Origin of the sequence: Streptomyces sp. NPDC088387, assembly GCF_044753385.1 — a bacterium.
GTDB lineage: Bacteria > Actinomycetota > Actinomycetes > Streptomycetales > Streptomycetaceae > Streptomyces.
The window spans coordinates 50,548-64,190 of the sequence record NZ_JBIVNC010000018.1; the positions used below are offsets into that span (position 1 = coordinate 50,548).

At 73.4% G+C, this 13,643-nt stretch carries 11 protein-coding genes; 5 read left to right on the forward strand and 6 right to left on the reverse strand.

The features are described 5' to 3' along the window. The first annotated feature begins 515 nt into the window (after window positions 1–515). Genes ACIQAC_RS35180 through ACIQAC_RS35190 form a run of 3 tightly spaced genes read left to right on the forward strand, consistent with a single transcriptional unit; the run spans window position 516 to window position 3,585 of the window. Window positions 516–1,634, forward strand: a complete 1,119-nt coding sequence (locus ACIQAC_RS35180) for a ScbA/BarX family gamma-butyrolactone biosynthesis protein (protein WP_402198518.1) — start codon at window positions 516–518, stop codon at window positions 1,632–1,634. A gap of 2 nt (window positions 1,635–1,636) precedes the next feature. Further along, on the forward strand, window positions 1,637–2,809 hold the full coding sequence (locus ACIQAC_RS35185; protein ID WP_402198519.1) for an acyl-CoA dehydrogenase family protein: 1,173 nt from the start codon (window positions 1,637–1,639) through the stop codon (window positions 2,807–2,809). Further along, window positions 2,806–3,585: an HAD family hydrolase gene (locus tag ACIQAC_RS35190; RefSeq protein WP_402198522.1), complete on the forward strand. Its 780-nt coding sequence runs from the start codon at window positions 2,806–2,808 to the stop codon at window positions 3,583–3,585. Before ACIQAC_RS35185 ends, ACIQAC_RS35190 begins: the two co-directional genes overlap by 4 nt. Before the next feature lie 31 nt (window positions 3,586–3,616). Here ACIQAC_RS35190 and ACIQAC_RS35195 read toward each other — a convergent pair whose 3' ends face one another. From ACIQAC_RS35195 to ACIQAC_RS35210, 4 genes are read right to left on the reverse strand one after another with little or no spacing between them, the layout of a single operon-like run. Then, complete coding sequence (locus ACIQAC_RS35195; RefSeq protein ID WP_402198524.1) at window positions 3,617–5,536, reverse strand: anthranilate synthase family protein; 1,920 nt, start codon at window positions 5,534–5,536, stop codon at window positions 3,617–3,619. Further along, window positions 5,533–6,156, reverse strand: coding sequence for an isochorismatase family protein (locus tag ACIQAC_RS35200; protein WP_402198527.1), 624 nt, complete (start codon window positions 6,154–6,156; stop codon window positions 5,533–5,535). Before ACIQAC_RS35200 ends, ACIQAC_RS35195 begins: the two co-directional genes overlap by 4 nt. Window positions 6,157–6,194: 38 nt before the next feature. Beyond that, the gene (locus tag ACIQAC_RS35205) at window positions 6,195–6,965 is read right to left on the reverse strand and encodes a 2,3-dihydro-2,3-dihydroxybenzoate dehydrogenase (RefSeq protein ID WP_402198529.1); all 771 of its coding nucleotides are present in this window, start codon (window positions 6,963–6,965) and stop codon (window positions 6,195–6,197) included. 32 nt (window positions 6,966–6,997) lie between these two features. Continuing rightward, on the reverse strand, window positions 6,998–8,167 hold the full coding sequence (locus ACIQAC_RS35210; RefSeq protein WP_402198531.1) for a 3-deoxy-7-phosphoheptulonate synthase: 1,170 nt from the start codon (window positions 8,165–8,167) through the stop codon (window positions 6,998–7,000). A gap of 587 nt (window positions 8,168–8,754) precedes the next feature. Here ACIQAC_RS35210 and ACIQAC_RS35215 point away from each other — a divergent pair. Both ACIQAC_RS35215 and ACIQAC_RS35220 read left to right on the forward strand, forming a co-directional pair. Continuing rightward, window positions 8,755–9,336: an NADPH-dependent FMN reductase gene (locus ACIQAC_RS35215; RefSeq protein ID WP_402198534.1), complete on the forward strand. Its 582-nt coding sequence runs from the start codon at window positions 8,755–8,757 to the stop codon at window positions 9,334–9,336. Between the two features lie 115 nt (window positions 9,337–9,451). Continuing rightward, complete coding sequence (locus ACIQAC_RS35220; protein WP_402198537.1) at window positions 9,452–10,141, forward strand: TetR/AcrR family transcriptional regulator; 690 nt, start codon at window positions 9,452–9,454, stop codon at window positions 10,139–10,141. Window positions 10,142–10,205: 64 nt separating this feature from the next. Here ACIQAC_RS35220 and pcaB read toward each other — a convergent pair whose 3' ends face one another. Together pcaB and ACIQAC_RS35230 are read right to left on the reverse strand one after the other, a co-directional pair. After that, window positions 10,206–11,618, reverse strand: coding sequence for a 3-carboxy-cis,cis-muconate cycloisomerase (gene pcaB, locus ACIQAC_RS35225; protein ID WP_402198539.1), 1,413 nt, complete (start codon window positions 11,616–11,618; stop codon window positions 10,206–10,208). Next, window positions 11,615–13,630, reverse strand: a complete 2,016-nt coding sequence (locus ACIQAC_RS35230) for an FAD/NAD(P)-binding protein (RefSeq protein ID WP_402198541.1) — start codon at window positions 13,628–13,630, stop codon at window positions 11,615–11,617. The genes pcaB and ACIQAC_RS35230 overlap by 4 nt, the downstream gene beginning before the upstream one ends. Window positions 13,631–13,643 lie beyond the last annotated feature (13 nt).

Here is a 13,643-nt window from a genome sequence, read left to right on the forward strand (position 1 = left end):
AAAGATCTTGCCGGACGTGGTCCGGCCACCATTCGACGCCCACCCGGCTTCCAGGCCGTGTTCGCCAAAGCGGATCAGTGGCCGTGTCAGTGCAACTGCCTCCACCGGGGCGGCCCGCGACAATTCCGTTCAGCGGTGAACCACCTTGCGGGCCGGGCATCCCCGATACGTCCGGACGACCCGTTCGACGTCTGTGAGCAGGGAGTTATCCGTTTATGGAGCGCCGGCCCCGGCAGACCCCGCGGTGTTCCGAAGACGTCTTGGCCCGCACACCAAAAGCGGAATGCCGGACGCCATTTCACCCGGCTCTGTTTTCCATCGCAAACTACCTTCAACGGGAACACAAGGGGGACTCGTCACCCCGGCCGGAACCCGCCGGCCCGCCGCCCGTCGCCGACCGGTCACAGCATTGCAATATACCTTCGGGTCAGTATATTTTCGGCGCGCAGACCGGGCCCCACGCTCGCACCCTCGCCGGTCGCGCTGCCTCTTACACCTTCCAGAAGGACGTCGTAATGCACGCACCGCACCATCACTCCACCCTGCCCGAATCCGAAGAGCCGGGCATCGCGGAGGACGCCGGCGCCGAGCCCCAGCTCTCCTTCGTCACCTGCGTCCCGCGCACCATGGTCCACAAGAGCGCGGTGTCGGAGGTGTTCATCACCGACGCCGCCCGCACGGGCGAGCACCGGTTCGCCGTGGCCGCCCAGTGGCCGCGCGACCACGTGTTCTTCCGGCCCGGTACGGACGGATCCGGTGACCCCCTGCTGTGGATCGAGACGGTCCGCCAGGCCGGTATCTACCTGTCCCACCGTTTCTACGGGATCCCGCACAGCCATCCCTTCGTCCTGAGCGACACCGCCTTCGAGGTCGACGAGCCGCGGCCGGTCCACTCCAGCGAAGTGCCCCTGGAGACCACCCTCGACATCACCTTCCAGGTGGGGTCCGCCGACCCCCGGCGCTTCGTCGCCGCCCTGGAAGCCGTGATCAGCGTCGGAGGCCGGCCGCGCGGCTCGGTCACCATGCACTGGCGCGCGCTGGATCCCGAGCGCTACGCCCGGATCCGCCGGCGGGCCGCCTCCGAGGCCGGCCACGTCACCGGCCCGCGGACGGCACGGGTCCCGATGCCGCCCGAGGTCGTCGGGCGCCGCTTCGAGCGTGACATGCTCCTGACCGAAGCGCCGGGCGGTGCCGACGGCTGGCAGCTGCGGCTCGACATGTCGCACCCCGTCCTGTTCGACCATGTCTCGGACCACATCCCGGGCATGGCGCTGATCGAGGCGTTCCGCCAGGCCGGCGCGCTGGTGGGCATGCGGCGGTCGCTGAGCGTGCTGCCGCCGCGCGCGTGGACCCTGCGCTCCGGCTCCCTGTCCTTCCGTACGTTCGGCGAACTGGACACCCCGACCGCCATCACCATGACCACCGAGCGCCAACTCGGCTTGAACGGCAACGAATCGATCCTGCGGGCCAGTGCGACGCAGGGCGGACGCACCCTCGCGGAGGCGACGTTATGCGGGCTGCACGTACCCGCCGCGCCGCCGGCCCGCACCGCGACCGGCACCATCCCCTTCACCCGCGCCCGGCACCGCGGCGACCGTTCGCCCGCCCTCGCGCAGTCCGGCGGTGGCGCATGACCATGACGGTGCCCCCGCCTTCGCCCTCCGCCCCGGGACCGGCCGCGCCCCTGCCCCGCCCGCTGGCCGAGACGGCCAAGGACGTCGCCCGTCTCGCCGCGGCCTCCCAGCAGGTGGTGGACGAAAGCCACCGCCTCACCCCCGAACTCGCCGGCGCCCTGCGCGGCGCCGGGTTCGCCCGCCACTTCGTGCCGCGGCGCTGGGGCGGCACCGCCGGCTCCTTCACGGCGGCACTGAGCGCCACCGCCGCCCTCGGCGAGACGTGCGCCTCGACCGCGTGGTGTGCGGCGCTGTACGCGGCCCACGGACGGCTGGCGGCCTACCTTCCCGAGGAGGGCCGGGCCGAGGTGTGGGCCTCGGGTCCCGACACCCTGATCGCCGCCTGCGTCAACCCGCCCTCGGGGACGGCGGTCCCGGTCGCCGGGGGGTGGCGGCTGAACGGCCAGTGGCGCTACGCCAGCGGCGTCGACCACGCCGACTGGGTGCTCCTGGCCAGTGGGACGGAGGACGGACACGACGGCGGCCGGCGGGTGTTCGCCGTGCCGCGCGCGGACTGCGCCGTCCGTGACACCTGGCGCAACCTCGGGCTGCGCGGCACCGGCAGCAACAGCCTCACCGTGTCCGACGTCTTCGTCCCGGCCCGCCGTGTCTTCGCCCCGGCGGACCTGGGACGGCCCGCGGGCGAGGCCCGCTGCCACCGCATCCCGTTCATGCTGGTGGCCCCCCTCCAGTTCGCCGCGCCCGCCCTCGGCGCGGCCCGCGGCGCCCTGCGCGAATGGACCGGGTGGACGGCGCGCACCCGGCGGCCGTCCGGTCAGTGGCTGCACGAACTGCCCTCCGCGCAGGAGGTGCTGGCCCGCACCAGCGGCGACATCCACCTGGCGGGGCTGCTCCTGGACGAGTGCGCCCGGCGCGCCGACAGGTCGGCGCCGTCCCCCCTCGCGGTGGCGGAGAACCTCCGCGACAGCGCCACCGCGTCCGCCCTGTGCCGTTCCGCGCTCGACCGGCTGCTCCACGCGTCGGGGTCGTCGGCCCAGGCCGACGGGCACCCCTTGCAGCGCCGCTGGCGCGATGTGACGGCCGCCGCGAGCCATACGACGCTCAGCTTCGACGCCGCCTCGGCCGTGTACGCCAGGGAAGTGTTCGCCGCCGCCGGCACCGAGGGCACCCGATGACCGCGACGGCCCCGCCGCCGGGCGCCGCCACGGCCGGTGCCGCCTTCTTCGACGTCGACGAGACCCTCCTCGGCTTCAAGTCGCCCGCCTCCTTCTGGGGGGCGTGGTCGGCCACCCCCGAGGGCCGGCGGCGCAACGGCGCCTTCGAGGACCTGCTGGCGCGGGCACGCGCCGGCGCCCCCCGGGCCCTGGTCAACCGGGAGTACTTCCGGCTGTTCGAAGGCGTTGCCGTGACCGCGTTCGAGCGGGTCGCCGCCGAGTGGTACACCGCCGTGCGTGCCGGTCCGCACACGGCGGTGCTGTCCGCCCACGCCGCCCTGCGCGGGCACCGGGCGGCCGGTGACCTCATCGTCCTGGTCTCCGGTTCGGTCGGCCCTCTGCTGGCCGGCCCCGCCCGCGACTTCGGCGCCGATCTGGTGCTCTGCGGCCGGCAGCTGGCCGAGCACGGCATCCTGACCGGCGAGGTCGCCGTGCCGATGATCGGCGCCGCGAAGGCGGCCGCGGTGCGCCGGGTCATCGCCGGGCGGAGGCTGGACGCGGCCCGCTGCCACGCCTACGGCGACCACGCGAGCGACCTGCCGATGCTCGAGTGCGTCGGACACCCCGTCGCGGTCGGCGAGGACCCCGAACTGGCCGCACGGGCCGGGGCGTTCGGCTGGCGCGTCCTGTCCCGCGCCACCGGGCCGCTGGAGACCCGGCCGGATCCCGTGACGGTCCCGCCGGGCGGCATCCCCCGGCGGCGGGCGGTGCGGGCCCCCGTGCGGGCGGGACGGTGAGTCCCCTCGCGCGAGCAGGCCCCCGGTCCTGTCACGAGCCCACGGTCTCCCGGCCGGCGAGGGGCCGGTCCAGGAGCAGGCCGTCGAGCAGCCGGCGCATGATGCGGATGCCGTCCTGGGTGAGCACGGACTCCGCGTGGAACTGCATCGACGCGAAGTGCGGGCCGCGCAGCGCGTGCACCTCCCCGGTGGCCGCGTCACGGCTGACCTCCACCGCGCCGATGCCTTCGCGGTCGACGACGTCGTGCGCGCTGTGGGCGGCGAAGGTGTTGTAGAACCCGACGTGCTCGACGGTGCCGAACAGGTCGATGCGCCGCTGGGTCCCCTGGTTGGGCACCTCCCGGCGCACCAGGTCCAGGCCGAGCCGGCGGCTCAGCACCTGGTGGCTGAGGCACACGGACACAAACGGCCGCTGTTCGTGCAGCAGGAGCCCCACGGCCGCGTCCAGGCTGAGGATCTTGGGGTGGCTCAGGTCCCTCGGGTCGCCCGGCCCGGGGCCCATGACGACGAGATCGTACGGATCGAAGGAGTACGGCTCGTCGAAGCGGCGCACGGTGACGTCGAGTTCCATGGAACGCAGCTGGTGGCCGATCATGGACGTGAAGGTGTCCTCGGCGTCCACGACCAGGACCCGCCGCCCCGCGAAGCCCGGCTCGGGCCGTGCGCGCCCCCGGGGGGCCGTGAGCCAGAACCCGGCGAGGACGTCGTTGCGCCGGTCCAGGGCCGCGCGTACCTCCGGGTGGGCGGCGAACGAGGTCCGGGGGGCGGCTTCCAGGGCGGCGATCAGCGCCGCCGCCTTGGCGCGGGTCTCCGCCACCTCGGCCAGCGGGTCCGAGTGCCGTACGAGGGTGGCCCCCACGGCGATCCGCACGCGGCCCGCGCTGTCGATGTCGGCGGTGCGGATGAGGATCGAGGAGTCCAGGGTGTGCGCGCCGTGCCGGTCGCGGCCGATCAGCGCGACGACCCCGCTGTAGTAGCCGCGGCCCTCCGGTTCGTAGCGGGAGATCACCTTGGCCGCGCTCTCCAGCGGGGACCCGGTCACCGTGGGGGCGAACATCGTCTCGCGCAGGATGGTGCGCGGATCGAGGGTGGTGTGGCCCTCGATGAAGTACTCGGTGTGCGCGAGCCGGGCCATCTCCTTGAGGTACGGGCCCACGACGCGGCCTCCGTCGTCGCAGATCCGGGCCATCATCTTCAGCTCTTCGTCGACGACCATGTACAGCTCGTCGGCCTCCTTGCGGTCGCCGAGGAAGTCCATGACCTCGGCGAGCGAGGGGCCTTCGGCCGGGTACCGGTAGGTCCCGCTGATCGGGTTCATCACGGCGGTCGACTCGTGCACGCTGATGTGGCGTTCGGGGGTGGCGCCGACCAGGGTCCGCTCGCCGGTGTGCACGATGAAGGTCCAGTACGCGCCGGACTCGCGTTCCAGCAGCCGCCGGAAGAGGGTGAGGGCGCTGTGCGGGGCGAAGTCCGCGATCTCGGTGACGAAGGAGCGCTTGATGACGAAGTTGGCTCCCTTGCCCTCGCCGACCTCCTCGGCGATGACCCGGCGCACGGTCTGCGCGTAGGTGTCGTCGTCGATGTCGAAGGCGCCGCCGACGAGCCGGATCGCGCTGTCGGCGATGCGCCGGCGGGCCTCGCCCACGGACATCAGCTGGCGGGCCCCGACCTGCATGGCCAGCAGCGGGGTGTGGTCGTCGGCGCATCCGTAGCCGCGTTCGGTGATCTGCCGGTACGGGACCAGGACCAGGGTGTCCCGGGTGTGGTCGTCCGGGCCGTGTGCCGCCGGCAGGGGGATGTCCTCGAGCGTCGCCGGGCGGGTCACCTCGCCGGTGAGGATCTCCAGGACACCCCCGCCGGTCGCTTCCGGGCGGTGCAGGATGGCGAACGGCGGCGGTTCGGGGCCGGTGATGCCGGCCAGCAGGTCGTCGGGGGCTCGGAACACACTCATGCGAAGATCTCCTGTGCGGTGGTGACCATCGCGCAGCGGCGCGCGGCGTAGTCGAGTGCCAGCCGGTGGTCCTGTTCGCTGAAGTCGCCCAGCGCGTCGGCGACGAGGAACGTCTCGATGTCGTGGCTGAACGCGTCGACCGCCGTGGCCAGGACGCCCACGTGCGCGTACACACCGCACAGGATGAGCTGGTCGCGTCCGCCGGCGCGGAAGCGGTCGAGCAGGTCGTTGTTGAAGAAGGCGCTGTAGCGCCATTTCGTCAGGTGCCAGTCGCCGGCCCCGGGGGCCAGTTCGTCGATCACCCGGCGGTCCTCGGGGGCGGTGCGCATCCCCGGCCCCCAGAAGTCCTTGAGCAGTCCGCGCTGGGTGTCGGTCATCCCTCCGGGCTGTGCCGTGTAGGCGACGGGGACGCCCAGTGCGGAGCAGCGCCTGCGCAGCAGTGCCGTGTTGGCGACCAGTTCGGCGCGCAGCTTGGCGGGCAGGGGCTTGAGGAAGTAGCGCTGCATGTCGTGCAGGAGCAGCACGGCGCGCGCGGGATCAGGGGTCCAGCCGGCGGTGTTGACGGGCAGGGCGCCGGCTGTCGGCAGGGGGTAGGGGGCGATGGCGGGTATGCCGGCCACGGGCGGCCTTCTTTCGTCGCGGGGGGTGGGGGCGGGGGTCATACGCCGAGCGCGGCGCCGCCGTCGACCGTGAGGGTGTGCAGCGTGATGTGTGCGGCACGGTCGGACAGCAGGAAGACGACGGCCTCGGCGACGTCCGAGGGGTGGGCCAGCTTGCCCAGGGGGATGCCGACGCGGAAGGCGTCGGGGCGGCCCTCGATGGTGCCGCGCGGTCCCGAGTCGTCGTCCCACATCGCGGTGAGCATCGGGGTGTCGGTGGAGCCCGGTGCCACGACGTTGCACCGGATGCCGTACCGGGCGGTCTCCAGGCCGAGGCTCTTGGTGAACATCGCGGCGGCGGCCTTGGAGGCGGCGTAGGCGGCCATCTCGGTGCGCGGGGTGTCGGCCGCGTTGGAGGCGACGGTGACCACGACGCCCCGGCGGCGGGGCACCATGCGGTTGACGACGGCGCGCGACAGGTGGAACACCCCGCTGGAGTTGACCGCGAAGGTGGTGTTCCAGTCCTCGTCGGACAGGCTTCTGGCCTCGCCCAGCCGCAGCACGCCGGCGGCGTTGACCAGGAAGTCCAGTGGGCCGATCGTCTCCTCGATCTCGGCGACCGCGGACTCGACGGCGCTGCTGCGGGTGACGTCGGTGACGAACCCGCGCACCGGCAGCCCTTCGGCGACGAGCGTGCCCACCGTCCGCGCGAGCCGTTCCGCGTCCCGGTCCACCGCGGCCACCGTGGTGCCCAGCCGGCCCAGCGCCCGCACGATCGCCTCGCCGATTCCGCCCGCGGCACCGGTGACCAGGGCCGTTTTCTGTTCCATCGCTGTTCTCCTTGAGGGTGGGATCCAACGGGTCAGCAGTGCCAGGCCGAGACGACCGAGATGGCCTGGCCCGGGTTGAGGCGCGGGTCGCAGTGGCTGGTGTAGGTGCCGCCGGTGCGCGCCAGGTCGCGTTCGTTGCGTACGCATTCGGCGACCGGGTGCGGTGTGGCCTCCAGGTGGAGTCCGCCCGCGGTGCCTCCGCCCTCGCCCACCGCGTGGCAGAAGGCGGCGACCTCGCGTTCGAGGGTGTCGACGAAGCGGGTCTTGTGGCCGTGGTGGGTGGTGACGGTGTTGCCGTGCATGGGATCCGTCAGCCAGATGACGGGGTGTCCCATGGCGGCCACCGCCTTCACCAGCGGGGGCAGCCGGCGCGCCACCGCGTCCGCGCCCATCCGCGCGATCAGCGTGAGCCGGCCCGGTACCCGGTCGGGGTCGAGCCGTTCGCACAGCGCGAGCAGATCGTCGGGCTGGATGCCCGGCCCCACCTTGCAGGCCACGGGATTGGCCACCTCGGCCAGCAGCGCGACGTGCGCGCCGTCGACCTGCCGGGTGCGTTCACCGATCCACGGCCAGTGCGTGGAGGTCAGCAGCAGGCTCCCGTCGTCCGACCGGCGCAGCATCGGCAGTTCGTAGTCCAGCAGCAGCGCCTCGTGGCTCGTCCACACGTGGGGCAGGCCGGTCGCGCGCCCGCCGTCGGTCCACCCCAGTCGGCACATGACGTCCCGGGCGGCCATGTAGCCGGTGAGCAGCCGCAGCGGATCGGCGCGCCGGCTGTCGGGGTCGGCCTCGGGGCCGTTGACCATGTGCCCGCGGTAGACGGGCAGTTCGACGCCGTCGACCACCTCGGTGGGCTTGGAGCGGGGTTTGGCGAACTGCCCGGCGATACGTCCCACCCGCACCACCGGGCGCCGGGTGACCAGACCCAGCACGCCCGCGAGGAGATCCAGCAGCGCGGCCTTGGACGCCACACGTTCGGCGGTGCAGTCGTCGGGGTCCTCCGCGCAGTCCCCGGCCTGGATCACATGGCCGGCGCCAGCCGCCACGCCGGCGAGCCGGTCGTGCAGGGCCCGCACGTCGGCCGCCCGGACCAGCGGCGGGCGCGCGGCCAGGTCCGCCCTGACCCGCTCCAGTTGGCCGGGATCGCCCCATGCGGGCTGCTGAAGGGCTGGTTTGCATCGGATGTCGAGCAGGGCGTTGTCCACGAAAACCTCCGAATGGGCGTGGTGAGCGCCGAAGTCGGTGCGCAGCGGCGCGCCGGGACGGTGCCGGCTCGCGGTGTGCGGAAGTGCGGTGTCGGGCCGTGGCCGGCCGCGGCGGCTACGCGGTCGCCGGCCCGGCGGCGGCCCCGGACGTCCGGGGGTCCCCGGCGCACGGCGGCGGGCCGGCGTGGTCCGCACGCGGCGGTGGCCGCGAACCGCCTTCGGGGACCGGCCCGTTGGCGGCGGCGGACCGTGCCGGGTGGCCCGGCGGCGGGTGACGGGTGACGGCAACCTCGGTCATGACCTGCTCCTCCCAGGCCGGCGGATGAGGACTGCCTGATCGTGAGCGGTGGAGGCGAGACCGGCCAAGGGGGTGCCATCGCGATCCGTCAAGTGCCGCCCCGGGGCGGCCCGGTGGCCGTGTCACCCGATCCGACCTGCCCAAACGCGCCGGGAAGCGGTCGGCCGTATCCGCCCCACCAGGGCAAACTAAACGGTGCAGTTGACACAACAACACCACTCAGTTTACTTTTTGGGCTGCCGCACCCCGCCGGCAGCACCACCTCCCCGTCACCCCAGGAGGGGCCGCCATGCGCAACGACCTCAACGTCCTCGCCGTCTCCGGAAGTCTGCGCGGCGACTCGCACAACACCGCGCTGCTGCGGGCGGCGCAGAAGCACGCCCCGGGCGACGTACGTGTGGAGATCTTCGACGGCCTGCGCGACATCCCGCCCTACGACCAGGACATCGACTCCCCGGAGCAGTGGCCGGCCCCGGTCGCCGATCTGCGGCACCGCATCACCCGGGCCGACGCACTCCTCATCGCCACGCCGGAGTTCAACTACTCGATCCCCGGCGTGCTCAAGAACGCCCTCGACTGGGCCTCCACCGACTGGACCGGCACCGCGGGCCTTCCCCTGCACCGCAAGCCCGTGGCGATCATGGGTGCCGCGCCGACGAACTTCGGTTCCGTGCGCGCCCAGCTGGCGCTGCGCCAGGTCTTCGTGTGGACCGACTCGGACATCGTGGTGAAGCCCGAGGTGATCGTCTTCCGCGCCCACGAACGATTCGACGAGGCCGGCAACCTCACCGACGAGACCACCATCGCCCTGCTGCGCAACCTGCTGACCGCTCTCGCCGACAAGGCACGCAGGACCGAACAGGCCGCCTGACCCCGGCGCCCGCCCGCCGGGCCGGCGCCGTCCCGCTCACGGCGCCGCTCCGGGCCGGCGGCACACCGCAGTACGGACCACGGGGGCACACCGGACCGAAACCGAGGACGCGAACATGAGCACCGAGACCCTTGCCGACGAGAGGGACGAGTTCGGCATCCCGATCGTGCCCGCCGTCGCCAACATGTCCCAGCGCAAGCGGGAGTCCATCGTCGCGGCCGCCACGGACGAGTTCCTCACCCAGGGATACGCGGCCGCCTCGGTGGACACCATCGCCGCCCACGCCAGAGTCTCCAAGCCGACGATCTACAAGCACTTCGGCAACAAGGAGCGGCTCTTCCTGGCGGTCGTCGCCGGCTGCCTGCCCAGGACGTACGCGGACCTCCGCCCCCTCAACTCGCACATCGCCGAGGCCCCCGACCTGCGCGCCGCCCTCATCGACCTCGGCAGCGAATGGGCCCGGATCCTGCTCAGCGACGACATCATGCGGCTGCGCCGCCTGTGCATCGGCGAGGTCGGCCGCTTCCCGCAGCTCGGCGAACTCTGGTACCGGGTCAGCTACGACATGAACAACGGCCCGCTCATCGAAGCCTTCGCCGAACTGCACCGGCGCGGCGACCTGAACGTCCCCGAACCCGCGCTCGCCGTACAGCAGTTGGTCGCCGTCAGTATCGGAGTCCCCCAGCTGGTGAAGACCTTCCGGCCCGACGCCGAGTTCGACGCCGACGAGCTGACCCGGCTCATCACGTCCGGCGTCGACACCTTCCTCGCCCGGTACGCCCCGGGACCGTCCACCGCGCCCTGAGGCCCTCGCTCCGGACAACGCCCCCGCAGCCCCTCCCCGCCGGCGGACCGCCGGCCCGGCATGCTCAGGTCGCCTCCCTCGTGGCCCGCTTCTCCAGGGCGCGGTCGGTCAGGTGCGGCGCGCCCCCGGTGTAGCGGGCCGGGTCGCACAGTGCGGTCAGTTCGGTGGCGGTGAGGTGCCCGGTCAGGGCCGGGGCGGCGGCGAGGACGTCGGACAGGGGGCGGCCGGTGTGCCGTGCCTCCTGCGAGGCCTCGGTGAGCAGTTGCTTGGCGGCCGCCCTGCCGAGGCGGGGGGTCAGGACGGCGGCGATGCGTTCGGAGACCACCTGGCCGCCGGTGATGCCGAGGTTGGCGCGCATGCGCGCCTCGTCGACGCGCAGGCCCCTGGTGAGGTCCACCGCGGTGTGGGCCGCTCCCCCGGTCAGGCGCAGGCATTCGCGCAGCAGCAGCCACTCGGCGTGCCACACCCCGCCCGAGCGTTCGTCCTCGGTCACCAGGCACTGGGTCAACGCGGCCGACAGGGCGGGGACTTGGAGGGCGGCCGTGCGGATCATGGTGGCGAGGACCGGGTTCTGCTTGTGCGGCATCGCCGAGGAGGCGCCGGTGCCCGCGGCGGCCGGTTCGCTCACCTCGGCGGTCTCGGTGCGGGTCAGGAACTGCACGTCGACGGCGATCTTCCCCAGGGCGCCGGCGGTGAGGGCGAGGGCCGCGGCGAGGTCGGCCTGCGGGGTGCGCAGGGCGTGCCACGGCAGTACGGGGCGGGCCAGGCCCGTTTCGGCGGCGAAGGCGTCGACGAGGCGGTCCAGGTAGGCGGCGCCCGGTGTGTCCCGGGTGTCGAGGGCCGCGTACTGAAGGTAGCCGGCCAGGGTTCCGGCGGCGCCGCCCAGGGACACCGGCAGGCCCCCGTCGAGGACGCGTCCGAGGCGGTCCTGGGCGTCGCGCACCAGTTCCCGCCAGCCCGCCGCCTTGAGGCCGAAGGTGGTGGGCACGGCGTGCAGGGCCAGGGTGCGTCCGGCCATGGGGGTGTCCCGGTGGCGCTCGGCCAGGGTGCCCAGCGCGTCGGTCACTTCGGTGAGGTCGGCCCGGACGATCCGCAGGGCGCGCGCGGCGACCAGCATCATCGCGGTGTCCAGGACGTCCTGGCTGGTGGAGCCGCGGTGGACGTACTCGGCCGCCGCCGCATCGTGTGCGGCGACCCGGCGGGTCAGGGCCTGCACCAGGCCCACCACCGGGTTGGCGGTCTCCCGTGCGGCGAGGGCGAGTCGGCGGGTGTCGAAGGCCTCGGCCCGCGCCAGCTCGGTGATCAGGGCGGCGGCGGACGGGGGGACGGTGCCCAGGTGTGCCTGGGCGCGGGCCAGGGCCGCCTCGGCGTCCAGCATGGCCTGCAACCACGCCTCGTCGGACACGGCGGCCTCGACGGGGGTGCCGGCCCGTACGGGGGCCAGCAGGCCGGTGTCGTGTCCCGCGGGGGCGCTCATACGATCACGCCCGGCAGGTCCGCGTCGTCCCACACCGTGGGCCGTACGCCGGCCGGTACGTGGGCCACCGGGGGCAGTTGGAGGGCGGCGCGGGCGATGGCGTCGGAGTCGGCGAGGGTGACCGAGTCCACGCCGGGGCGGATGCCGGCGGCGGTGACCCAGTGCACCGACTCGGTGGGCACGCCGTAGGCGAAGCGCCGCGGGTGGGCCTGGCCGCGGCCGTCGACGAGCCGGTAGGGGCGCTCGGTGACGGCGAGGCCGCCCGTCTCGTAGGCGGCGGTGTGGCCGCTGCGGATGCGGTAGGGGGTGGCCTGGTCGGTGTTGAGGAGGTGCTGGAGCAGCGGGTCGGCGGTGCGCCGCAGGTCCGGCTCGGGCAGCCGGGCCTCGATCAGGACGGTGGCGGGCACCGGTTCGCCCGGCACCGTCTGCGACTGGGCGACGAACTGCGGGGTGGTGGGGTCGATCCGCACCTGGGTGCCCGGGCCGGTCAGGGTGAGGACGCCGGCCTCGACGAGGGCGATCATCTCCTCGATACGGGAGGCGGGCGGTCCGATCGACAGGAACGCGTTGAGCGGGGTGTACCAGCCCTCCAGGTCGTCGCGGTGCGAGTCGCCGTCGAGTCCGCCGTGGTCGACGGCGAGGCGGACCTCGTTGCGCAGGTCCCGCAGGACGTCCAGGGCCGCCTTGAGGGGGCCGCTGACGTTGCCCTCCCGGGCCGCGCGGACGTCGTCGGCGAGGTGGCCGAGCAGCCACTGCCGGAACGCGGCACGGTCGGTGAACTCGCGCTGCCCGTAGGGGCGGGTGAGGCGTTCCCAGTCCCAGCGGACGGCGGTCTCGATGCCGTACTCGTCGAGCAGGTGCGAGGCGTCGGTGTCCGGCGGGAGGGCCAGGAAGCGCTGGGCGAAACGGTCGGCGACGGTGCTGTCGGCGGTAGCGCCGGCTGGGGTGCCGACGGAGGTGTCGCGCGAGCGCAGCAGGGTCTCGTAGTACACGCACTCGACCTCGCGGGCGATCAGCGGCCACAGGTCGGCGCTGAAGGACACCCAGCTGCCCTGCTCACCGTGGCGGCGCAGGTCCGCGATGAACTGCGGGGTGAGCAGCCGGGGGAAGTAACGGCCGTGCGGGCCCTTCTCGTTCTCGCCGCGCGCGTGGTACGGGATGCCGCGCCGCGAGAACGCGTACAGCCGGGGCTCCTTACCCGAGGGGCGGTAGGCCAGCCGCTCCCCCTCGCGGACGAAGGTGCCGCCGCGGCCGGCGGTGAACAGGGCCATGTAGTCGAAGAAGTTGAGGCCCAGACCGCGCAGCAGCACGTTCTGGCCCGGCCGGATCCCGCGCAGGTCCACGTCGGCGGGGTTGGCCGGGGTGAGGTAGGTCAGGTGGTGGATCCGGGCCAGGGACGCCGTGCGCGCCTCGCGGGTGGTGAGCCTGGCGGGAAGGTGGCCCAGCGCGAGGACCACACCGTCGAGTTCGTTGAGGCGGGTGCCGTTGTCCAGCCGTACGCCCTGCGGGCCGCCGGGCACACCGTGCACGTCGGACATCGCCACCGCCCGCGAGCGGTGCACCCGCACGGTGACATGGGCGGGGGCGCGTTCGATCAGACGCCGGAAGCAGTCGTGCAGGTACTCGCCGTACAGCGCGCGGGTGGGGTAGGTGTTGGGGCCCAGCCGGCGGGCCTCGTCCAGGGTCAGCGGGTTGTGGTCGCCGGCGTCGGCGAGCAGCGCGAGCGACTGCGCCCACTGGTGGAGGCTGGGGCCGGGTTCGACGGGGCCGTCGATGGTCGAGCTGTCGTCGGTGAACACGGTGATCTGCGAGGCGACCGTGTTCATCAGCAGCTGGCGGGACTGGTCGGAGCGCCATACGGCGCCGGCTCCCGGGGCGTGCGGGTCGACGACGTGCACGGTGAGCGCCTTGTGGCGTGGCTCGTGGCGTTCGTTGGCCAGCAGCCGTTCCAGGACGGAGAGTCCGCGCGGGCCGGCACCCACCACGCACAGTTCGACATGACCAGCACTCATGTGGAATCTCCGT